Origin of the sequence: Micromonospora sp. NBRC 110038 (assembly GCF_020884815.1) — a bacterium.
Taxonomy (GTDB): Bacteria; Actinomycetota; Actinomycetes; order Mycobacteriales; family Micromonosporaceae; genus Micromonospora; species Micromonospora haikouensis.
In genome coordinates this window covers 348,615-371,022 of the sequence record NZ_BBOL01000002.1, presented here as the reverse complement: position 1 = coordinate 371,022, position 22,408 = coordinate 348,615, and the positions used below count along the sequence as shown (strand labels likewise).

The window sequence follows — 22,408 nt, the reverse complement described above, 5'->3', positions numbered from 1 at the left end:
CCCCGCCACGTCGCCGACATGGCGGCGGGGTCAGTCCCGGTGGTGCCGGCCGGAGGGGCGCAGCGAGCGCCGGTCGGCGTCCGTCGACCCACCGTCCTCGCCCGACACGGGGCGGGCGAGACCGGTGACCCAGTCGACGTACTCCTCGTCCTGCGCCGGCAGCGGTTCCGGGTCGTGGCGGTCGTCCCGCTCGGCCGCCGGGCCCACGTCGTCTCCCGCCCGCGTCCGGCCGCGCCGGAAGAGGGGCCGCAGGAGCCGGGACCGGCCGGCGGGCGCGTCCTCCGGAGGCGTACCGGCCGCTGCGGGGAGGGCGGCACCGGGCTCGCCGGCCGGGGCCGGTCCCGTCCCGTCGGCGGGGGCAACGCCTGTCGTCCTCGCCGCGGCCTGCCAGAGCCCGCCCGGTTCACCCGGTTCGCTGCGTGGAAGCGGCGTCTCGCCGACCACGTGGCGCTCGGGCGCCGGCCTGGCGAACCGCCGGGCGGCGTTGCCGAACGCGTCCCAGCTCGCCGCCTGGTCGAGGTCGGGCAGGGGCAGCCGGGGGCGGGGCCGCAGGGCCGGCTCGGCGGCCTGGCCGGTCAGGGCCGGGTCGATCAGTCCGCCGGTCGAAACCGGGTCGATCAGTCCGCTGGTCAGGGCCGGGTCGGCGGCCTCGCCGGTCCCGCTCACGCTGGTGGCCTCGCCCGCCGATGCGGCGGGGACCTCACCTGCGGCGGCGACCTCGCCGGCCTGGGCGGGGCCGGCGGCCCCGCCGGCTTCGGCGAAGGCGGTGGGCCCACCGGCCTGGGTGAAGGTGGTGGGCCCACCGGCCTGGGCGGGGGTGGCGGGCTCCCCGCCCGGGGTGGCATCGACGCCCCCGCCGCTCGGGGTCGGACCGGTCGCCTCGCCGGTCCCGGCCGCGTCGGTGGGCTTGGCCGCGTCGGTGGGCTTGGCCGCGTCGGTGGGTCGGGCGGCGGTCGTGCCGGAGGCCATCGGCCACTCCCAGTGGGCGGGGGGAGCGCCCGCCGGACCGTCGACCCCGACCCGGTCCCGGCCCTCGTCGCCCCGACTGCGGGGGCCTCCGCTGCGGGCGGCGTCGCCGGTGCGGTCGTCCGGCAGCGGGTCGCCGATGGTCGCCGGGACCCGGCGGGCCGTGGTCGCGCCCGGTTGGGCGGCCAGGTCGGCCGGGCCGTCGGGCCCGTCGGCGTCGCCGGCCACCGGCGGGGTGGGCCCGGTCGGCAGCGGCCGGAGGATGTCCGTCGGCTCGATCGCGCCCTGCTGCCCGCCTGCGCGGGGCGAGCCGGGCAGGCCGACGCCGCGTCCCCTGGTCAGGCCGGCGGCGCGCATCCCGGACAGGGCCGCGCGGAGCGTCCCGGGCGGGCGGGCACCGAGCGCTCCGGTCAGGGGCGCACCCCCGGCCCCGGACAGGTCGGCCGTCGGCACGCCGGCCGCCGGATCGACGCCGCCGGCCGGCCCGTCGGCCAGCGTATCGGCGCTGGCGGAGCGGGCGAGGAGGGGCCAGCGGGCCAGGGCGGCGGCCGTGGCGCCGAGCAGGCCGGTGGCGACCGCGAGCAGGGCACCGTAGTAGGGCGCGAGCTGGTACCGGTCGGCCGAGTCGCCGGGGCCGGCGGTCAGGTAGGCGAAGGCGACCAGCACGGGGCCCGCCGCCCCGGTCGCGCCGGCGATCAGCGGCGGGTGCCCACGTCGGCGGGCCAGCGCGCCGGAGGCCGCGCCCGCGAGCAGGGCCACCAACGGCAGGACGATGGTGGCCAGCCCCTGCGCCGCGTCGGCGGCGAGCCAGCCCGGCTCGAACACCCCCAGGCGTACGGTCGGCAGCGGGCCGGTGCCGACGAGGGCCGGCAGGGCCGAGACCAGGGCGACGAACCAGACCGTGCCGGCGACCGCCGCGACGTTCCAGCCCAGCGGCGGGCGCAGCAGCACGGCGAGCGCCGCGCCGGCGCCGACCACCGCGCCGAGGGTCGCGCAGATGCCCATCGCCCAGACCGGGTCCACGCTGTTGAGCTGGGTGGCCCGGGCCGGCTGCATGCACAGCGGCGCGACGACGGTCGCGCCCAGGGCCGCCGCGCCGGCCAGGGCGAGCCGCCCGGTCGTGGTGCCGGTGACCCAGTCGGCGCTGACGAGCCGCTCGGTTACCACCGCGCCGACCACGGCGGCGAGCGCCGCGCACCAGCCCACCCAGACGAGCTGGGCGGGCCACCGGTTGACGGTGGCGTCGGTGAAGTCGCCGGCGATCCGCACGATGCCGAAGCCGTACGCGACGCCGAGCTGGCCGGCCCCGGCCAGCATGCTCACCCCGAGCGCGGTGGACAGCGGCTTGCCCCACGTCCGAAAGGCCATGTCGGGCACGTTACGGCCCGGTGCGCCCGATCGCCACCTTGGCACCGCGCGGCGCGCCCGACGCGCCCGGCCTGGGACTACTTGAGCTCGACCAGCCGCGCCAGGTACGTCGTATCCCCGACATTGGTGAGCATGTGGACGGCACCCGGGTCGCGGTAGACGACCCCGCCGGTCGGCTCGTCCGCGTCGATGGTGGTGCCGTCGATCGTCTGCACCACGTTCTTCGCGCCCTGGACGGCGATCACCAGGTACGGGTGGTCGTGCCGGTGCAGCGGCTGCCGCTCGCCCGGCTCCAGCCGGATGTGCCACACCCGCACCCGGTCGTTCTCGTAGACGATCTCCTGGCCCACCGGGCCCAGCTCGGTTCCGTCGATCACGTCGGTCATGCGGTCAGCCTCCAGTGGCGGGAGCGTCGGCGTGCCTGAGGTGCGGGAGCACCTCGGCGGCGACGAGCTCCAGGTGGTCGAGGTCGGCGAGGTCGGTCAGCCGCAGGTGCACCCGGGTCGCCCCGACGGCGGCGAACTCGCCGATCCGGTCGACGAGCCGGGCGGGCGAGCCGACCACCGCTTCCTCCGGCGGCAGGGCGCTCTTGGCGTGCAACGGCGCGGCCCGCAGCCGCGCCTCGGCGTCGGTGCGCCCGATCGCCACCGCGATGGCGGCGGAGAGGACGAGCGGTGCCCGCCCCGACGCCGGGCGGCCGTGCCGGTCGCACGCCTCGACCACCCGCTCGTACGCGGCGGCGGTCTCGGCGACGCTCTTGAACGGCACGTTGAACTCGTCGGCGTACCGGGCGGCCAGTTCGGGCGTGCGCCTGGGGCCGCTCCCGCCGACGATCACCGGTGGGCCGGGCCGCTGGACCGGCTTGGGCAGGGCGGGCGCGTCGACCAGGCGGTAGTGCTCGCCGGTGAAGCTGTACGTCTCGCCGACGGGGGTGCGCCACAGGCCGGTGATTACTTCGAGCTGCTCGGCGAGCCGGTCGAAGCGCTCGCCGACGGCGGGGAACGGGATGCCGTACGAGGTGTGCTCCCGCTCGTACCACCCGGCGCCGATGCCCAGCTCGACCCGGCCGCCGCTCATCTGGTCGACCTGGGCGACCATGACGGCGAGCGGCCCGGGGAGCCGGAAGGTGGCCGAGGTGACGAGGGTGCCGAGCCGGATCCGGGTGGTCTCCCGGGCCAGCGCGGCGAGGGTGAGCCAGGCGTCGGTGGGGCCGGGCAGGCCGGGCTCGGTGCCCAGGAACTGGTAGTGGTCGGCCCGCAGGAACCCCTCGAAGCCGCCCGCCTCGACGGCCCGGGCGAAGCGCAGCTGGTCGTCGTAGGTGGCGCCCCGGTGCGGCTCGGTGAAGACGCTGACCCGCATGGTCACCGCCCCTCCGCGCCGGCCCCGGTGGCGGCGGGCGCGGCGGGGGCGTCGCGTTCCATCAGCAGCTCGTGCAGCTCGGCGCTGACCCGGGCGACGTCGGCGAGGTGGGCGTTGCGGCCGAGGGTCCGGGGCCGGGGGATGTCGACCTCGACGATCGCGCGGATCCGGCCCGGCCGAGGGCTGAGCACGACCACCCGGTCGGCGAGCAGCACCGCCTCGTCGATGGAGTGGGTGACGAAGACGACGGTGGCCCCGCTGGTCATGTGCACCCGCTGGAGCTCACCGGAGAGCTCCTCGCGGGTGAGCGCGTCCAGGGCGGAGAACGGCTCGTCCATGAGCATCACCCGGGGGTCGCCGATCAGCGACCGGCACAGCGAGACGCGCTGCTGCATGCCGCCGGACAGCTCGTGCGGCAGCCGCTTCTCGAACCCGGCGAGCCCGGCCAGGTCGAGCAGCTCCCGGGCGCGCTCGCGGTGCCCGGCCCGCTTCCAGCCGAAGATCTCCACGGGCAGCAGCACGTTGTCCAGCACCGACCGCCAGGGCAGCAGGGCGGGGCGCTGGAACAGCATGGCGATGTCGCGGCGGGGGCGGGTGATGGGCGTGCCGGCGACGGTGATCTCCCCGGCGGTGGCCGGCAGCAGGCCGGCGATCATCCGCAGCAGGGTGGACTTGCCGCAGCCCGAGCGCCCGAGCACGGCGACGAATTCGCCCTCGGCGACGTCGAGGTCGATGCCCCGCAGCGCCTCGACCCGGCCGGCCCGGCCGTCGAAGGTGCGGGACACGCCGGACAGTCGGATCATCGCCGGTGTCCTCCCTGAGTGGACCATCAGGATCGCAGCTAGGGTAGCCCGCCGCCGTCCGGAGGCAACGGTCCGGGGTGGAGATCAGTTCGTTTCCGTTCCGAAACACACACTCCTCGCTACACCGGCAGGTCTCTTGCGTAGTCTGTGCCGGCGAAGAGTCCCCTCACGACGATGGCGTCGGCTCCCCCCTCTGTCGACGCCGTTGCTCTCGACGACCCGCCCGGAGGCGCATCGCCCCTGGTCGGAAAGGACATGGTGCACAGATGAACAGGCTGACCCGCACGGTCGCCGCGGCCCTCCTGGCCTCCGCCCTCACCCTGGTGTCCGCGTGCAGCAGCGACTCGGACGCGTCCGACGCCAAGGGTGGAGACGGCAAGTCACTGGAGAAAGTGACGTACCTCACTTCCTTTGGCAACTTCGGGCGGGACTCCTACGCCTGGGTGGCGAAGGAGAAGGGCTTCTTCAAGGAAGCCGGCTTCGACGTCGAGATCAAGCCCGGTCAGGGTACGGGCGCGGTGATCCAGACCATCGTCGGCGGTCAGGCCGACTTCGGCCCCATCGACCTCACCGGTGGTCTGCTCCAGCTCGGCAACGGCCAGGCCAAGGACTTCGTCGCCGTCGCGGCGATCCAGCAGCGCACCATGGCGGCCATCGTGACGGTCGAGGGCAAGAACATCGCCTCGCCGAAGGACCTGGAGGGCAAGAAGCTCGCCGACGCTCCGGCGTCCGTGGTCCGCAACCTCTTCCCGACGTACGCCCGGCTCGCCGGCGTGGACGTCAACAAGGTGACCTGGGTCAACGGCGAGCCGCAGACCCTGATGGGCACCCTCGCCTCCGGCTCCGTCGACGGCATCGGCCAGTTCGTCGTGGGCCAGCCGACGGTCGAGGCGGTCACCAAGAAGAAGGCCGTCCTGCTGCCCTACAGCAACGTGATGCAGGACCTCTACGGCAACGTGCTGATCACCTCCAGCAAGATCGCCAAGGAGAAGCCGGAGATGGTCAAGCGGTTCAGCGCCGCGCTGATCAAGGGTCTGGAGTACTCCCTGGCGAACCCGCAGGAGGCCGCCGAGATGTTGAAGAAGAACGTCGACGCCACCAACCCGGCGGCGGCCGCCGCCGAGCTCCAGCTGATGGCCGGGTACGTCCGCTCCAACAACTCCGGCACCAAGATCGGCACGCTGGACAGCGGCCGGGTCGCCAAGAGCATCGCGATCCTCCAGGGCGCGGGCTCGCTCAAGCAGAACCTCACCCCCGACCAGATCATCGACTTCAACCTCGTGCCGCAGTCCTGACCGGTCCGACAAGTCAGCAGGGGTACGTCCCGCCGGCCTCCGGCGGGACGTACCCCCGTTCCGTTCCCGGCCGCCGCGCCGGATGGATGAGGAGAACAAGATGACCGACCTCCGGTCGCCGGAACCGGCGCTCGCGGGCCCGCCCGTCGACCAGCGCCGCCCCGCCGTGGGGCGCGGCGCCCTCGGCGTCGGCGCGCGGGCCGGCGCGAACGGCCTGCTGCTGCCCGGCGCGGGCCTGCTGGTCGCGTTCGCGGTGTGGTGGCTCACCGCCCGGCTGGAGCTGGTGCACCCCGCCGCGCTGCCCACCCCCGGCTCGGTGCTGTCGGCGTTCACCGACAAGCCGGACCGGATGCTGGAGCACACGCTCGACACCATGCTGGAGATCCTGATCGGCTTCGCGCTCTCCGCCGTGGCCGGCGTCCTGCTCGGGCTGTCGCTGGCCGCCTCGCGCACCGTCGAGCGGATGTTCACCCCGCTGCTGGTCGCGGTCAACGCGGTCCCGAAGATCACCCTGGGGCCGCTGCTCGTGGTGGCGCTCGGCTGGGGTCAGAAGCCGATCCTGACCATGGTCTTCCTGCTCTGCTTCTTCCCGATCGTGCTCTCCACCGCGACCGGGCTGACCACCACACCGTCCGACCTGGCCGAGCTGGTCCGCTCCCTGAACGCCTCCTGGTGGCAGGCGTTCCGCAAGGTGCGCTTCCCGGCCGCGCTGCCGCAGATCTTCGTCGGCCTGAAGGTGGCGATGCCGCTGGCCGCCATCGGCGCGGTGATCGGGGAGTTCCAGGCCGGCGAGAGCGGCCTCGGGTACGTCATCACCCAGTATGCCGGCATCGGCGACACCGCGACCGCCTGGGCGGCGATCATGCTGGTGGCGCTGGTCAGCATCCTGCTCTACTCGGCGCTGGTGTTCGTGGAGCGCCTGGCCCTGCCCTGGGTGCGGGCGACCACCTCGTCGAGGTGAGACGACGATGGGCCTGCCGGTCGACCGGCAGGCCCATCGTCGTCGTGCGTGCCGTCAGCCGGCGAGCCGCCAGCGGCCGCCCCGGGCGACCAGCGTCGTGAGGGCCTGCGGCATCAGCCCCGAGTGGTTGTCCGGCGTCATCCGGATCGGGCCGGAGAGGCCGTCCATCTGGGACGTCTCCAGCACGTTGCGCAGCCCGTCGCGGCCGGCCTTGCCGGGCGCGCCGCCGGCCCGCAGCTCGGCGTCGGCGATGAGCTGCACGGCGTCCGCGGCGAACGAGGAGAAGCCGTTGTAGCCGCCGAAGCGGGCCGTGTAGTCCTGGAACCACTGGCGGCGGGCCGCCTTGGCCGGGGTGGTGGCGATGACGTCGTCGATGACCATCGTCTGGGTGAAGATCAGGGTGGCCCGCTCCGCCGACCGGGACGACGCGCCCAGGAACAGCTCCCCGGCGGCCGAGGCGTCGAAGAACAGCGAGCCGGTGAACCCGGCCGTCTGGGCCGCGCCCGCGGCGAGCATCGCCTGCTCCGGCGGGGTCCAGACCACCATCGCCTCCGGCTCCCGCGCGGCCAGCGTGGCGACCTGCTGGCTGACGTCGGTGTCGGTGGTCTTCACCGACTGGTCGCTCAGCAACTTGATGTTGGTCTTGTCGAACTCGCGCCGCAGCACGTCCAGCCCTTCCCGGCCGTAGCTGTCGTCGCTGTTGAGCACGGTCACCTTGCGGATGCCGCGGCGGCGCAGCTCCGTGGTGAGGGCGGCGGCGCTGTCGGCCGCGTTCGGGGCCAGCTTGAACAGGTACCGCCGGTCGGCGACCGGGGTGGCCACGGCGCTGGACGAGGCGAGCGCGATCGTCGGGATCTTCTTCTCGTTGATCGTACGAGCCGCGCCGACGGCGCACTCGTTGCAGCCGCCCATGATGATCGCGCTCACCTGGGAGTCGTTGCTGAAGTCACCGATGTTGCGCAGCGATTCGCTCGCGTCCGACCGGTTGTCCTTCACCTTGAGCTCGATCCTGCGGGCGCCGAGCGCGCCCGAGGCGTTCATCTGGTCGACCTTCAGTTCCAGCGCGCGCTGGTACGCCTTGCCTACCGGGGCCGCGGAGCCGGACAGCTCCAGGTCCACGGCGATCACGATCGGGCTCGTATCCTGCTCCGCCGCGCCGAACTGGCAGCCGGTGAGCGTGGTGGCCAGGACGGCCGAGGCGAGCGCCGCGATGGTCACGGAGCGGATGGGAGTCAACTCTGTCCTCCAGGTGCGGCGCGGGCAGATGCCCGGTCACCGCCGCTTGTTCCGTCCTCAGTGGAGAAACGGGATTGGTCTGCCGTACGGTGTGCGCGAAGCCTGCAAAACCTTGCCAATGCCGGGCCCTGTGGTCAAGCGCGGATGCTCCGAAGCTTTTCGGGACGGGCGTCCCACATGTTGGGGTAACCCGATGTTTGCAAACGCTTACTTTGCATAAGCGCGCGACCACTCTGGAGTCACATCCCCTGATCAGGGGCTTGGGGAAATGAAGGTATTAGTTGACCGGATCACGCGATGAGTGCCGTGCGACCGTTTCCTACCTCACCGCGGCTTCCCAAACACGATCTTCTCTGATGAAATCGCGGCCGTGCCGCGCGCGGCGCTGTCCGCTGCACCGGGCACGGGTCGGCGGTTCAGGCGTGGAAGAAACGACGGAGGCGATGTCGTGAGCACCGGACCTACGACCCTGCCCGAGAGCGGCGAGTCGAACGAGCGGAGCCGGCGACGGCTGCCCCGCCTCCGGGATGCCCGGATCCGCTCGAAGCTGGCGCTGATTCTGGTGGTGCCCGTCGCGGCGGTGATCGCGCTCGCCACCATCCGGCTCATCTCCACCGGTGAGGGCGCGCTGGAGGCGACCCAGCTGCGGTCGCTGACCGCCCTGTCGATCGACGTCTCGGCGCTGACGCAGGACCTGCACAAGGAGCGGATGGCCGCGGCCACCCTGCTGGCCCGCCCGGGGGAGAAGGGCCGGGTCGACGAGTTCAACCTGCGGGTGCGCAGCACCGACGCGCGCATCGAGGCGTACAACGCCGAGCGGGCCGGCATCGGCGAGGTCCCGGCCGACGTGCGGGACCGGCTCAAGGTCATCGACGACCACCTGAAGACGCTGAACAGCACCCGCCAGGAGGTGCTGGACCGCAAGCAGATGCCGGTGGCCGAGGCGTCGCTGCGCTACGGCGTCATCGTCACCGACCTGGTCTCCTACAACGACACGCTCGCCCAGCTGCCCGGCCAGGAGGCGCTGGCCGACAACCGCCGGGCGGTGGCCGCGTTCGCCCACGCCAAGGCCGCGGTCGCCGAGGAGCAGGCCGTCGCCTACACGGCGCTGTCCTCCGGCCGGCTCGACGAGGAGCAGTTCTCCTCCTTCGTGGCCACGCTCACCAGCCAGCAGGAGGCCCTGGTCTCCTTCTCGCTGTCGGCCGACCCGGCCCAGCGGGCCCTGGTCGACGGCACCGTCTCCGGCGACGCCGTCGTGCTCGCCGACCGGGTGGCCGCCGACCTGACCCGGTCGGTCGGGCAGACCCCGCTGGTCACCGCCGCCGACGTGTCCGCCTCCGTCGGCTCGGTCAACGACCTGATGCGGTGGGCGGAGATCCAGCTCCAGCGGCGGCTGCTCGACCAGACCGAGCAGGCCCGCGCGGACGTCATCCAGCAGGCCGTCATCGAGTCGGTGCTGGTGCTGCTGACCCTGATCATCGCGGTCACGCTGGCCGTGGTGCTGGCCCGCTCGCTCAACCACTCGCTGCGCCGGCTGCGCGAGGGCGCGCTGTCGGTGGCCAACCACGATCTCCCCGACGCGGTGCAGCGGCTGCAGAGCATCGGCAACGTCGGCGACGGCGGCGTGGAGGAGATCGTCCGGCAGGTCCGGGACCCGATCAAGCTCACCAACCGCGACGAGGTCGGCCAGGTGGCCCTGGCGTTCAACGTCGTCCACCGGGAGGCGGTCCGGGTCGCCGCCGAGCAGGCCGCGCTGCGCACCAGCGTCTCCGCGATGTTCCTCAACCTGGCCCGGCGCAGTCAGACGCTGGTCGACCGGATGATCGGCGAGCTGGACGCGATCGAGCGCGGCGAGGAGGACCCGAAGCGGCTCGCCCAGCTCTTCGAGCTGGACCACCTGGCCACCCGGATGCGCCGCAACGACGAGAACCTGCTGGTCCTCGCCGGTGCCGACTCCGCCGTGCCGCGCCGCGACGACGCCCTCCTGATCGACGTGCTGCGGGCCTCCCAGTCTGAGGTCGAGCAGTACAACCGCATCGAGTTCGGCACCGTCGACACCGACATCTCGGTCGCCGCGCACGCGGTGAACGACGTCGTCCGCCTGGTCGCCGAGCTGCTCGACAACGCCACCCGCTTCTCGCCGCCGAACACGGTGGTGGTCGCCGACGGCCGGCGGATCCGCGACTACGTGCTCATCCAGGTCGAGGACCGGGGCCTCGGCCTCACCGACGAGCAGCTCGACTCGCTCAACCGCCGGCTCTCCGCGCCGTCGACGGTGGACGTGGCCGCGTTCCGGCTGATGGGTCTGGCCGTGGTGAGCCGCCTCGCCTCCCGGTACGGCATCCGGGTGGAGCTGCGGCGCAACGTGGAGGGCGGCACCGTCGCCCAGGTGACCCTGCCCGCCTCGACCGTCGTGCTGCCGTCGCTGCGGGGACGCGAGCCGGCTCCGGCCCCGCTCACCCCGGCACGCCAGCCGGCCGCGGTGGAGCAGGCCCCGCCGAGCCCGGCCAGCTTCGGTGAGCCGGCGACCGCCGGCCGCACCGCCACCCTGACCGACCAGTGGCGCACCGCCGCGCCGACGCCGGCCCGGTGGCAGGTGCCCGGCGACGCCCGGGACGCGGCGACGGCCGCGCCGTTCGGCAGCCCGACCGTGTCCCAGCCGACGATCCCGACCGTGACACCCGTGTCGCAGCCGCCCGCCTCGCAGCCGGCCGGGCCGGCCCAGCCGGCGTACGCGCCCGGCGGTGGCGCGATCGGCAGCCCGACCGTGGCGTTCCCGGCGATCGACCCGCTGCCCCGACGGTCGCCGAACGGGGAGTCCGCCCAGCCGGCCACCCCGCTCGCCCCGGCCACCCCGACGGCGTCGTTCGCGCCGGCCGCACCGCTCGCGCCGGCGACCCCGGCGTCGTTCGCGCCGGCGGCCCCGGCGCTGCCGGGTGGCCCGGTCGCCGGGATGGCACCCTCCGCCCCTTCCGCCCCGCCCGTGCCGGCCGCACCGGCCACCCCGGTGGTCGCTCGCCCGGCCCAGCAGGCGGAGGCGCCGATCTTCCGCGAGATGGAGGCGGTATGGTTCCGCTCGCACGGTGATGACGTGACCGCGATCTTCCAGCGCCCCAACTTCGACGACGCGCCCGCCCCGGCACAGGCCACCGCCCCGCCGCGGGCTCCGCTGCCCACCCGTACCCCGGGGGCCACCGCCACGGACGGCCCAAGCGCGACGACCGCGCCGCCGGCCAGCACCATGCCGGTGGCACCGCCCCCGCAGCCGGCCGCCTCCGCGACCGGCGGGCCGGCGGCGCCCACCCCGCCGCCGGCGGTGGACCCGGAGGCGTGGCGGACCGCCGCCGACGAGGGCTGGTCCCGGGCCAGCCGGGCGGCCGAACCGCCGGCCGCCGGCACCACCCGCTCCGGCCTGCCCAAGCGGGTGCCCCAGGCCCAGCTCGTCCCCGGGGGGATCGAACCGAAGAGCGGCCGGGACCGCAGCCGGCGCACCCCCGACGAGGTACGCGGCCTGCTGTCGGCCTATCACCGCGGCGTGCAGCGGGGGCGGACGGCCGGCGGGGCGGACCAGACCAGCAATTCGACCAAGGAGACGAGCCGATGAACAGGCCAGCGGCCATGCAGGACATGGGTTGGCTGCTCACCAACTTCGCCGACAGCGTGGCGGGCATCGCCCACGTGGTGGCGGTGTCCGCGGACGGGCTGCTGCTCGCCTCGTCCCGGGACCTCCCCCCGGACCGGGCCGACCAGCTCGCCGCCATCACCTCCGGCGTGGTGAGCCTGACCGAGGGCGCGGCCCGCATGTTCAGCGCCGGCGGGGTGCTCCAGACGGTCATCGAGATGGACAGCGGATACCTGTTCCTCATGTCGATCAGCGACGGCTCGTCGATGGCGGTGCTCGCCGCCCGCAGCTGCGACGTGGGGCAGGTCGGCTACGAGATGGCGCTGCTGGTCGAGCGGGTGGGCGCCGCGCTGGTGCCGCTGCCCCGCGACGCGGTGCGCGCGTAGCGCGGCCGGGCTGCACGGACAGATGACCAGACGTCGAGCGACGACGTCGACCGGGAGGAGGTGATCGCGGATGGACCAACGACGGGAGGACCCGCGCGGCGCGCTGGTGCGTCCGTACGCGGTCACCCGGGGCCGTACCGAGCCACGCCAGGACATCGCGCTGGAGGCGGTGCTGACGGCCAGCCCGACAGCCGTCGCCGAGTCCAGGTTCGCCGGTCACGACAAGCACCGGATCGCCACGATCTGCGAGGGTCGGCCCCAGTCGCTGGCCGAGGTTGCCGCGTACACCCGGATGCCCCTGGGTGTCGCCCGGGTCATCGTCGCCGACATGGTGGCCGAGGGCCTGCTGACCCTGCATACTGCCGCTCCCGCCGAGGGATACGAGGAGCGGATGGAAATTCTTGGAAGGGTGCTAAGTGGACTTCGCAGGCTATGACCCCGCCGGGGCGCGCCGCAACCGCGGGATCACCTCCGCGAAGATCGTGGTTGCGGGCGGCTTCGGCGTGGGCAAGACGACCCTGGTCGGCGCGGTCTCGGAGATCACTCCGCTGACCACCGAGGCGGTGATGACCTCGGCCGGCGTCGGCATCGACGACCCGTCGAAGGTGCCGGGGAAGCAGACGACGACGGTCGCCATGGACTTCGGCCGGATCACCATGGCCGAGGACCTGATCCTGTACCTCTTCGGCACGCCCGGCCAGACCCGGTTCTGGTTCATGTGGGACGAGATCATCAAGGGCGCGGTGGGCGCGGCGGTGCTGGTCGACACCCGCCGGATCACCGACGCGTTCGCCCCGCTGGACTACTTCGAGAACCGCCGCCTGCCGTACGTGGTGGCGCTCAACCGGTTCGACGGGGCCCCGCAGTACGAGCTGGAGGAGGTCCGCGAGGCCCTCGCCATCTCGCCCCAGGTGCCCCTGATCATGACCGACGCCCGGCACCGCGAGCCCGTCAAGCAGGTGCTGGTGACGGTCGTCGAGCACGCGATGATGCGACTGCAGGCCGAGCACGGCCGGGGCTTCCCGACTCCGGTCGGCTGACGTCGGAAAGGCTGGCGGCGGTCCGGGTCGTCCGGACCGCCGCCAGCGCCGTCTAGCCCGGCGCGGGTCCGGTTTGTCGTTACGGGCGCGACCCTCCGCGTTCACATTCGTGGACCCACGCGCGCCTCAGCGCGCCCCGCATCCCCTTTGACCTGCGGCAACTTACCCTTCTCCAAGAGATTGACGCAGCGTGACCAGTGCACCACGGCACGCTCGACGCAGGAGGAGCACATGCGCAGAGTCACAGTGATGACCGCCGTGGTGGCGGGCGCGGTGATCGGCCTCGCCGGCCCGGCCCAGGCCGCCGGGCTGGACCCGCAGACCCGCCGCAACACCCTGACCGCGATGGAGGGCGAGGCGTACGCCCACGCCAGCTACCTCGCATACGCCCAGGAGGCGGAGCGGACGGGGCAGGACGGCATCGCCACCCTCTTCCGGGAGACGGCGGAGACCGAACGGTACGACCACTTCGCCGCCGAGGCCGAGCTGATCAACTTCGTGCACGGTAACCAGGCCAACCTGCGCGACTCGATCGCCGGTGAGGAGCACGAGGCGACCGTCGTCTACCCGTCGTACGCCGAGCAGGCCCGCCTGGACGACTGCCCCGAGGCGGCCGACCTGTTCACCGAGCTGGCCGGCGACGAGGCGACGCACGCCGCCCGGTTCCGGGTCGCGCTGGAGGCCCTGCTGAACCCCGGCGGGGGCATCGTCGTCCCCGTCGGCGAGGTGGTGCCGCCGGTGCCGATCGTCCGCAGCACGCCGGCCTGCTCGGGGCGGACCGAGGACAACCTGAAGACCACGCTGCGCGGCGAGGCGTTCGCCAACGCGAAGTACACCCTCTACGCCGAGCACGCGCGCGCCACCGGGCAGCGCAGGCTGGCCCGGCTCTGGGACAACACCGCCGGGCAGGAGCTCGGCGAGCACTTCGCGCAGACCGCCATCCTGGCCGGGCTGGTCGGCGGCGACGCCGACAACCTGCGCACCGCGATCGCGGGGGAGGAGCACGAGGCGACCACCATGTACCCGTCCTTCTCCCGGCAGGCGGCGGCGGCCGACGACGATCGCGCGGCGGCGCTGTTCGCCGAGATCGCCCACGACGAGGCCGACCACGCGTCGGCGTTCCTGCGGGCGCTGGTCGACCTCTCGCTCGGCGGCTCGGGCGGCGAAGAGGCGAAGAAGAGCGGCCGTCAGCCGACGAGCCCCAAGGCCTGACCGGGCCGGGCGCGGTGCCCCCGAAGGCGGTGCGTGCCGCCGGGGGCGCTGCGGGGGCACATGATCCCTGGCCGGTAGCGGTGCCATCGCGTCGGCGTGTCGTGTACCGGAGGCAGCCACCGTTCCCGGCCCTGGTCGGCGCACTTCGCCGCCGGCAGCCCCACCGGCCAGCCGGCCCCAGCTCAGGCCGGTCAGTCGATCCGGAGGCGGTAGCCGCGCTTCACCACCGTCTGCACCACCCGGGGGGCCTTCAGCCCGGCCCGCAGCCGGGCCACCGCCATCTCCACCGCGTGCTCGTCCGCGCCGCGCGGCAGCGTCCGCAGCAGGGCGGTGCGGGACAGCACCCGCCCCGGTGACGCGGACAGCGCCCGCAGCACCGCCATCGGCGCCGGGGCCAGCGGGCGCAGCTCCCCGTCGACCACGGCCGCGTGCCCGCGCAGGGTCAGCAGGTGCCCGGCGGCCTTGATGCTGACCGTACGCCGGGGCAGCTCGTCCACGATGGTCCGGACCAGCGCGCCCAGCCGGGCCCGGCTCGGCGCGCTCACCGGCACCCCCCGCCGCACCAGCGGCTCGGCGGTGACCGCGCCCACGCAACTGGCCAGCACGTCGCCGCGCAGCGCCTCCAGCACCGTCTCGGTGCGGTCCCCGGCGGCGCGCAGCAGCGCCTCGGCCGCCGGGGCGGAGGTGAACGTGACCGCGTCCACCAGCCGGCCCGCGACCAGGTCGATGAGCCGGTGCAGCGGCGCGGGGTCGGTCGGCGGAGCCCACCGGTAGACCGGGACCTCGATCACGGTCGCCCCGGCGTCCTCCAGCGCGCTCGTGCACTCGGGCTGCCGGTCGCCGTGCAACTGCATGGCGATCACCTGGCCGGCCACCCCGCGCCGCACCAGGTGCTCGACGACCTCCTCGCAGCTCTCCGAGTCCGGCGACCACTGGTCGTGCAGGCCGGCGGCGCGGATCGCCCCCCGCGCCTTGGGACCCCGGGCCACCACGTACGCCTGCGACAGCACGCCGCGCAGCGGCTCCGCCAGCCCCCAGCCCTCGGCCGCCTCCAGCCAGCCGCGCATCCCGATGCCGGTGTTGGCCATCAGCACGTCCGGCGGGCGGGCCAGGCACTCCCGGGTCGCCTCGCGCAGGTCCGTGTCGTCGGTCAGCGGCACGATCCGCAGGGCCGGCGCGATGACCACCCGCGCGCCGCGCCGTTGTAGCAGGGCGGCCAGCTCGTCGCGCCGGCGGTCAGCGGTGACCCCGATGGTGAAGCCGGCCAGCTCGTCGGCCATTCACCCCTCCCGTCTCAACCGCACCTCGACCAGGCCGTCCCGGCAGCGCACGTCGTGCCGGGGCACCGCCACGCCGGGCAGGTCCAGGCAGGCGCCGGTGCGCAGGTCGTACACCTGCTTGTGCAGCGGGGAGGCAACCGTCGGCGTGCCGCCGCGGCTGCCCACGATGCCCCGCGACAGCACGTACGCGCCGCCGACCGGGTCGAGGTTGTCCAGGGCGAACAGCTCGTCGCCGGTGCGGAACAGGGCGACCTGCGCCCCGTCGACCAGGGCCGCCACGCCCCGCTCCGGCTCCAGCTTCTCCAGCGGGCAGACCGGGCTCCAGCCCTGCGTGTCCGCCGCCGGGCGGCGCGTGTACGTGTCCGTCGCGATGCTCATCGCCGTACCTCCGGAAGGCCGAGGGTGACCGGTTGCCGGCGGCGGGCGGGCGCCTCGCCGTCGGGTGCCGCGACCGGCCGGGCCCGGCCGGCGGGCACGGGCTGGCCGCGTTCGACGGCGAAGGTGATCGACGGGTCCGGCACGTCGGGCGCGTTGACGAACGACGTGAACCGGCGCAGCCGCTCCGGGTCGTCGAGCACGTCGCGCCACTCGTCCGAGTACGCCGCCACGTGCCGGGCCATCTCCGCCTCCAGCTCGGCGCAGAGGCCCAGCGAGTCGTCCACGATGACCGCGCGCAGGTGGTCGAGCCCGCCCTCCATCGCCTCGATCCAGGCGGCGGTGCGCTGCAACCGGTCCGCCGTGCGGATGTAGTACATGAGGAACCGGTCGATCAGCGGGATCAGCTCCGCCGTGGACAGGTCGGTGGCGAACAGGTCGGCGTGCCGGGGCCGGAAGCCGCCGTTGCCGCCGACGTAGAGGTTCCAGCCGGTGTCGGTGGCGATGATGCCGAAGTCCTTGCTGCGGGCCTCGGCGCACTCCCGGGCGCAGCCCGACACCGCCGACTTGAGCTTGTGCGGGGCGCGCAGCCCCCGGTAGCGCAGCTCCAGGGCCACGGCCAGGCCGACGGAGTCCTGCACCCCGTACCGGCACCAGGTCTCGCCGACGCACGACTTCACCGTGCGCAGCGCCTTGCCGTACGCGTGGCCCGACTCGAAGCCCGCGTCCACCAGCCGCCGCCAGATCTGCGGGAGCTGGTCGACCCGCGCCCCGAACAGGTCGATGCGCTGCCCGCCGGTGATCTTCGTGTAGAGCTTGAACTCCTGCGCCACCTGACCGATGACGATCAGCTTCTCCGGGGTGATCTCGCCGCCGGGGATCCGGGGCACCACCGAGTAGCTGCCGTCGCGTTGCAGGTTCGCCAGGTACGCGTCGTTGGTGTCCTGCAACGACGCCCGCTCGCCGTCGAGCACGTGCCCGGTGCCCAGCGACGCGAGGATCGAGGCGACCACCGGCTTGCAGATGTCGCAGCCCCGGCCCCGCCCGTGCTCGGCGATCAGCCGAGAGAAGGTGCGGATGCCGCGCACCCGCACCACGTCGAACAGCTCCTGCCGGCTCAGGTCGAAGTGCTCGCACAGCGCCGTGGACTGCTTCACCCCCGCCGCGTCGAGGAGCTGCTTGAGCATCGGCACGCATGACCCGCAGCTCGTCCCGGCCCGGGTGCACGCCTTCAGCGCCGGCACGTCCGCGCAGCCGCCGGCGATCGCCGCGTCGATGTCGTCGCGGGTCACCGCGTTGCACGAGCAGACCTGCGCGCTGCCGGGCAGCGCCCCGGCCCCGGCCGCCGCCCCGCCGGCCGGGGCCAGCAGCGCCAGCGGCGCGGCCGGCAGCGGCCCGCCGACGCTGGCCCGCAGCGTCGGGTAGGCGCTCGCGTCCCCGACCAGCACGCCGCCGAGCAGCGTCTTCGCGTCGTCGGAGAGGACCAGCTTCGCGTACGACCGGGTCGCCGGGTCGGTGAACGTCACGTCCAGGCTGCCGTCGGTGGTGCCGTGGGCGTCGCCGAACGACGCCACGTCCACCCCGAGCAGCTTCAGCTTCGTCGCGGTGTCCGCGCCGGGGAACGTCGCCGCGCCGCCCAGCAGCCGGTCGGCCACCACCTCCGCCGTGGCGTACCCGGGGGCGACCAGGCCGTGGCAGACCCCGTCGACGGCAGCGCACTCGCCGACCGCCCAGATCCGCTCGTCACCCGTGCGGCACGTCGCGTCGACCAGCACCCCGCCGCGCGGGCCCAGCTCCAGGCCGGCCGCGCGGGCCAGGTCGTCGCGGGGCCGGATGCCGGCCGCCACCACCACCAGCTCGGCGTCGACCGTGCGGCCGTCGGACAGCTCCAGCGCGGCCACCGCGCCGTCCGCGCCGGGCCGCAGCGCGGTGGTCGCCACCCCGAGGTGGGTGGTGACCCCCAGCTCCTCGACGTAGCGGCGCAGCATCGCCCCGCCGGCCTCGTCGACCTGCACCGGCATCAGCCGGGGCGCGAACTCGACCACGTGGGTGGCCAGGCCGAGCAGGCGCAGCGCGTTCGCCGCCTCCAGGCCGAGCAGCCCGCCGCCGATCACCGCGCCGACGCGCCGGCCCCGGGCGTGCTCCCGGATCGACTCCAGGTCGTCGAGCGTGCGGTAGACGAACACCCCGGGCAGGTCCCGGCCCGCCACCGGCGGCACGAACGGGTACGACCCGGTCGCCAGCACGACCGCGTCGTACGGATGCTCGCCGGCCGCCGTGACCACCACCCGCCGCTGGCGGTCGATGGCGGTGGCCGGCTCGCCGAGGCGCAGCTCCACCCCGTCGTCGGGGGTGTGCAGGTTCAGCTCCTCGGCGGACACCCCGTCGAAGAACGCCGACAGCCGCACCCGGTCGTACGCGGGCCGGCGCTCCTCGGCGAGCACCGTGACCTGCCAGCGGCGGTCGGTGTCCCGGGCGCGCAGCGCCTCGGTGAACCGCTGCCCCACCATGCCGTTGCCGATGACGACCACCCTGCCGCCGGTGGCGGCGTCGCCTCCGGCGGTGCCCGGCCCTGTCGTGTCGCCGTTCATCACGCCACCTCCACGCGGTCGTGTCGCGCCCTCGGGCTGTCGTCGTCGGTCGGGTCCGCCGGTTCGTCGGCCGCCGGGTCGACCTCGGCGAGCCAGCCGACGATGCCGGCGAGGGCGTCGCGGCACCCGCCGCAGCCGGTGCCGGCCCGGGTCGCCGCCGACATCGCCGCGACCGTCCGGGCCCCGGCCCGCCAGCAGGCCACCAGCGCGCCCTTGCTGACGTCGTTGCACTGGCACACGGTCGCCGCGTCCGGCATCAGCGCCGGTGACGCGGCCGGGGCGGCCGGCGCGCCGCCGAGCGCCCGGCCCAGCAGCAGCGCCCGCCGGTCCGACGGCACCGGAGCGCCCCGGTCGAACAGCTGCACCACCGTGCCGACGGCCGGGTTGTCGCCGAGCAGGATCGCCCCGGTCAGCCGCTCGTCGCGGATGCGCAGCCGGGCGTACGTGCCCCGGGCCGGGTCGGCGAAGGTCAGCTCCTCGACCGGCCCGTCGCCGGCCCGGTCGCCCCCGGCGGCGGTGTCGCCCATCGCGGCGAGGTCGATCCCGGCCGCCTTGAGCCGGGTCACCGCCGGCCGGGGCCGGTACGCCGCGTGCGCGTCCGCGCCGCTGAGCAGCTGCGCCACCACCCGGGCCTGCGCCCAGGCCGGCGCGACCAGCCCGCTGGGCGTGCCGTCGTGCTGGGCGCAGTCGCCGATCGCCGAGACGTGCGGGTCGCTGGTGTGCAGCCGGTCGTCGACCACGACGCCCCGCTGCACCGCCAGCCCCGCCGCGGCGGCGAGGGCGGTGTCGGGGCGCACCCCGCAGGAGAGCACCAGCAGGTCGGCGGCGAGCGACGAGCCGTCGGACAGGTCGAGCCGGACGCCGTCGGCGTCGGCGGCGAGCCCCGTCGCGGACGCGCCGAGGTGGGCGCGTACGCCGAGGTCGGCGAGCGTGCCGGCGAGCACCGCGCCGGCCGTCGGGTCGAGCTGCCGCTCCATCAGGTGCCCGTTCGGGTGGACCACCGTGACGTCCAGCCCCCGGGCGGCGAGCCCCCGGGCCGCCTCCAGCCCGAGCAGGCCGCCGCCGAGCACCAGCGCGCGGCGCGCGCCCCGGGACAGGGCCAGGATGCGTCGGCAGTCGTCGAGGGTGCGGAAGACGGCCACCCGGTCCGGCAGGCGCGCCGGGTCCAGCCCCGGCAGCGGCGGCACCACGGCCCGGCTGCCGGTGGCGAGCACCAGGTGGTCGTACCCGATGCGCTCGCCGTCGCCGGTGCGCACGTCGCGGGCGGCCCGGTCGATCGCGGTCACCGCGACCCCGGTGCGCACGTCCACGCCGTGCCCGGCGGCCTCGGTCAGCTCCACGTCCGGCTCGTCGACCTTTCCGGCCAGCAGGGTGGAGAGCATGATCCGGTTGTACGCCCGGTGCGGCTCCGCCCCGAGCACGGTGACCTTGCGGTCCCCGGGGCGGGCGTGCAGCTCGGCGGCGAGCCGCGCGCCCGCCATCCCGTAGCCCACGATCACGACGGCGGTCATGGCTGAGCCCTCTCCACCCGGACGGCGCAGATCTTGAACTCAGGCATCCCGGAGACCGGGTCGACGGCGTCGTTGGTGACCGAGTTCGCCCGCGCGGCCCCGCCCCAGTGGAACGGCGCGAAGACCGTGTCGGGGCGGATCGTCGGGGTGAGCCGGGCCGGGGCGCGCAGCTCGCCGCGCCGCGAGGTGACGCGTACCTCCTCGCCGTCGCCGACGCCGAGCCGGGCGGCCAGGTCCGGGTGCAGCTCGACGAACGCCCCCGGCGCGGCCCGGCGCAGCGCCGCCACCCGGCGGGTCTGCGCGCCGGACTGGTACTGGGCGAGCACCCGGCCGGTGGTCAGTCGCAGCGGATACTCGGCGCACACCTCCTCGGCGGCCGGCCGGTGGTCGACGGCGCGGAAGCGGGCCCGCCCGTCGGGGGTGGGGAACGCGTCGGCGAACAGCCGTGGGGTGTCCGGCGCGTCCGGATCCGGGCAGGGCCAGAACACCCCGCCGGTGGCGTCGATCCGGTCGTAGCTGACCCCGGCGTAGTCGGCGACCCCGCCGGCCGAGGCCCGGCGCAGCTCGCCGAAGACCTCCGCCGGGTCGTCGCCGAAGCCCGCCTTCGCGCCGAGCCGGTCGGCCAGGTCGGCGATGATCGCCAGGTCGGTCCGCACGCCCGCCGGGGGCGTACGCACCGCGCGGCGGCGCAGCACCCGGCCCTCCAGGTTGGTCATCGTGCCGTCCTCCTCGGCCCACTGGGCGGTGGGCAGCACCACGTCGGCCAGCTCGGCGGTCTCCGAGCGCACCAGGTCGGCGACGACCAGCAGGTCCAGGTCGCGCAGCCGGCCCTCGACCCGGGCCGCGCGGGGCGCGGACACCACCGGGTTGGAGCCGAACACCAGCAGCGCCTTCGGGCCCGCCGGGGTGCCGAGGGAATCCAGGAGCTGGTACGCGGGCACGCCCGGCCCGGGCAGCTCGTCGGCGCTCACCCCCCACACCCCGGCGACGTGCGCGCGGGCCGCCGGGTCGGTGATGCTGCGGTAGCCGGGAAGCTGGTCGGCCTTCTGGCCGTGCTCCCGCCCGCCCTGGCCGTTGCCCTGGCCGGTGAGGCAGCCGTAGCCGGAGCCGGGCCGGCCGGGCAGGCCCAGCGCCAGCGCGAGGTTGATGAACGCGGTGACCGTGTCGACGCCCTTGGCGTGCTGCTCGGCCCCCCGGGCGGTGAGGATGATCGCGCTGCCCGCCGTGGCCAGGGCCCGCGCGGTGGCCTCCAGGTCGGCCACCGGCACGCCGGTCAGCCGCTCCACCTCGGCCGGCCAGTAGCCGGCCACCGTCCGCCGTACCTCGTCGAAGCCCGTGGTGCGCTCGGCGACGTACGCCCGGTCGACGTAGCCCTCGGTGAGCGCGATGTGCAGCAGCGCGTTGGCCAGCGCGAGGTCGGTGCCGGGCACCGGTTGCAGGTGCAGGTCGGCCTGCCGGGCGGTGGCGGTGGCCCGGGGGTCCACCACGATCAGCGTCCCGCCGGCGGCCTGCTGGTCGGCGACGTGGCGCATCAGCGGCGGCATCGTCTCGGCCGGGTTCGCGCCCACCATCAGCAGGGTGCGGGCCCGGCCCAGGTCGGCCAGCGGGAACGGCAGCCCCCGGTCGACGCCGAACGCGCGGTTGCCGGCCGCCGCTGCCGACGACATGCACCAGCGCCCGTTGTAGTCGACGTGCCGGGTCCGCAGCGCCACCCGCGCGAACTTGCCCAGCGCGTACGCCTTCTCGTTGGTCAGCCCGCCGCCGCCGAAGACGGCGACCGCGTCGCGGCCGTGCCGGTCCTGGACGGCGCGCACGCCCCCGGCGACCCGCTCCATCGCCTCGGCCCAGGACGCCGGGCGCAGCTGCCCGGTGCCGGCGTCGCGCACCAGCGGGGTGGTCAGGCGGTCGGGGTGGTCGAGCAGCTCGGCGGCCGTCCAGCCCTTCTGGCAGAGGCCGCCACGGTTGGTGGGGAAGTCCCGGGGGAGGACCTCGACCCGCCCACCGGTCTCGCGCAGCGTCATGCCGCACTGGAGGGCGCAGTACGGGCAGTGCGTCGCCGCCTCCCGGGGGGAGTCCCCCGGGGCAGTCGCCGGTCGTGCACCGTCTGTCATGTCGGCAAAGCGTGCCGCCGGGCGGTTTCGGGTCAGCGTCCCGTTTGTTTCGGTCCTGTCAAGAGCACCTCACACCGCACAGGAGAAACCCGCCGGACCTCCTGTTCGATCATCCAGGGCTGCCGGATCAAGGGGAGCGGGCGCCCCTTCTCGTGCCACATAGGGAGCTGAGTCATCTACGCCATCACGGCCGACGGATGATCCTCGCCGGTCGCCGGTCGCCGGTCGCCGGTCGCCGGTCGCCGGTCGCCGGTCGCCGGTCGCCGGTCGCCGGTCGCCGGTCGCCGGTCGC

Annotated in this window: 17 protein-coding genes; 7 read left to right on the top strand and 10 right to left on the bottom strand. The window is 74.8% G+C overall.

Annotated elements, in window-relative coordinates; translation table 11 throughout:
- Positions 1-30: 30 nt before the first annotated feature.
- The 4 genes from LPU61_RS31585 to LPU61_RS09265 form a co-directional block, all read right to left on the bottom strand.
- The gene (locus LPU61_RS31585; protein WP_305071893.1) at positions 31-2,334 is read right to left on the bottom strand and encodes a hypothetical protein; all 2,304 of its coding nucleotides are present in this window, start codon (positions 2,332-2,334) and stop codon (positions 31-33) included.
- Between the two features lie 77 nt (positions 2,335-2,411).
- Entirely contained in the window at positions 2,412-2,720 is a 309-nt protein-coding gene (locus LPU61_RS09275; protein ID WP_043965575.1) for a cupin, read from the bottom strand.
- A gap of 4 nt (positions 2,721-2,724) precedes the next feature.
- The gene (locus LPU61_RS09270; protein WP_229404914.1) at positions 2,725-3,693 is read right to left on the bottom strand and encodes an LLM class F420-dependent oxidoreductase; all 969 of its coding nucleotides are present in this window, start codon (positions 3,691-3,693) and stop codon (positions 2,725-2,727) included.
- A 2-nt stretch (positions 3,694-3,695) separates the two neighbouring features.
- The gene (locus tag LPU61_RS09265) at positions 3,696-4,496 is read right to left on the bottom strand and encodes an ABC transporter ATP-binding protein (RefSeq protein WP_043965579.1); all 801 of its coding nucleotides are present in this window, start codon (positions 4,494-4,496) and stop codon (positions 3,696-3,698) included.
- A gap of 266 nt (positions 4,497-4,762) precedes the next feature.
- Between LPU61_RS09265 and LPU61_RS09260 the strand changes: the two genes are divergently transcribed.
- Together LPU61_RS09260 and LPU61_RS09255 are read left to right on the top strand one after the other, a co-directional pair.
- A complete protein-coding gene (locus LPU61_RS09260; RefSeq protein ID WP_043965581.1) occupies positions 4,763-5,791 on the top strand; it encodes an ABC transporter substrate-binding protein in 1,029 nt (342 codons plus the stop codon).
- A 100-nt stretch (positions 5,792-5,891) separates the two neighbouring features.
- Positions 5,892-6,752, top strand: coding sequence for an ABC transporter permease (locus LPU61_RS09255; protein ID WP_229404710.1), 861 nt, complete (start codon positions 5,892-5,894; stop codon positions 6,750-6,752).
- A gap of 54 nt (positions 6,753-6,806) precedes the next feature.
- Here LPU61_RS09255 and LPU61_RS09250 read toward each other — a convergent pair whose 3' ends face one another.
- A complete protein-coding gene (locus tag LPU61_RS09250) occupies positions 6,807-7,988 on the bottom strand; it encodes an ABC transporter substrate-binding protein (RefSeq protein WP_043965583.1) in 1,182 nt (393 codons plus the stop codon).
- A gap of 448 nt (positions 7,989-8,436) precedes the next feature.
- On the opposite strand from LPU61_RS09250, the gene LPU61_RS09245 reads away from it, so the two are divergent.
- From LPU61_RS09245 to LPU61_RS09225, 5 genes are all read left to right on the top strand, one after another.
- Positions 8,437-11,592, top strand: a complete 3,156-nt coding sequence (locus LPU61_RS09245; protein ID WP_229404709.1) for a sensor histidine kinase — start codon at positions 8,437-8,439, stop codon at positions 11,590-11,592.
- Complete coding sequence (locus tag LPU61_RS09240) at positions 11,589-11,996, top strand: roadblock/LC7 domain-containing protein (protein WP_043965587.1); 408 nt, start codon at positions 11,589-11,591, stop codon at positions 11,994-11,996. The genes LPU61_RS09245 and LPU61_RS09240 overlap by 4 nt, the downstream gene beginning before the upstream one ends.
- Before the next feature lie 70 nt (positions 11,997-12,066).
- Positions 12,067-12,432 carry a DUF742 domain-containing protein gene (locus LPU61_RS09235; RefSeq protein WP_007072983.1) on the top strand — a complete coding sequence of 122 codons (366 nt, stop codon included), beginning with the start codon at positions 12,067-12,069 and terminating at the stop codon, positions 12,430-12,432.
- Positions 12,413-13,036: an ATP/GTP-binding protein gene (locus tag LPU61_RS09230; RefSeq protein ID WP_043965589.1), complete on the top strand. Its 624-nt coding sequence runs from the start codon at positions 12,413-12,415 to the stop codon at positions 13,034-13,036. Before LPU61_RS09235 ends, LPU61_RS09230 begins: the two co-directional genes overlap by 20 nt.
- 231 nt (positions 13,037-13,267) lie before the next feature.
- On the top strand, positions 13,268-14,248 hold the full coding sequence (locus LPU61_RS09225; RefSeq protein ID WP_229404708.1) for a ferritin family protein: 981 nt from the start codon (positions 13,268-13,270) through the stop codon (positions 14,246-14,248).
- 191 nt (positions 14,249-14,439) lie between these two features.
- Here the strand turns inward: LPU61_RS09225 and LPU61_RS09220 are convergent, their stop codons facing one another.
- Genes LPU61_RS09220 through LPU61_RS09200 form a run of 5 tightly spaced genes read right to left on the bottom strand, consistent with a single transcriptional unit; the run spans position 14,440 to position 22,116 of the window.
- Entirely contained in the window at positions 14,440-15,528 is a 1,089-nt protein-coding gene (locus tag LPU61_RS09220; protein ID WP_229404707.1) for a uroporphyrinogen-III synthase, read from the bottom strand.
- Positions 15,529-15,906 (bottom strand): nitrite reductase small subunit NirD, encoded by a 378-nt coding sequence (gene nirD / locus LPU61_RS09215; protein WP_043965593.1) that lies wholly within the window; start codon positions 15,904-15,906, stop codon positions 15,529-15,531.
- Positions 15,903-18,494 (bottom strand): nitrite reductase large subunit NirB, encoded by a 2,592-nt coding sequence (gene nirB, locus LPU61_RS09210; RefSeq protein WP_043965596.1) that lies wholly within the window; start codon positions 18,492-18,494, stop codon positions 15,903-15,905. Before nirB ends, nirD begins: the two co-directional genes overlap by 4 nt.
- Positions 18,494-20,005: an FAD-dependent oxidoreductase gene (locus LPU61_RS09205; RefSeq protein ID WP_229404706.1), complete on the bottom strand. Its 1,512-nt coding sequence runs from the start codon at positions 20,003-20,005 to the stop codon at positions 18,494-18,496. The genes nirB and LPU61_RS09205 overlap by 1 nt, the downstream gene beginning before the upstream one ends.
- Positions 20,002-22,116, bottom strand: coding sequence for a molybdopterin oxidoreductase family protein (locus LPU61_RS09200; RefSeq protein ID WP_229404705.1), 2,115 nt, complete (start codon positions 22,114-22,116; stop codon positions 20,002-20,004). Before LPU61_RS09200 ends, LPU61_RS09205 begins: the two co-directional genes overlap by 4 nt.
- Positions 22,117-22,408: the final 292 nt, after the last annotated feature.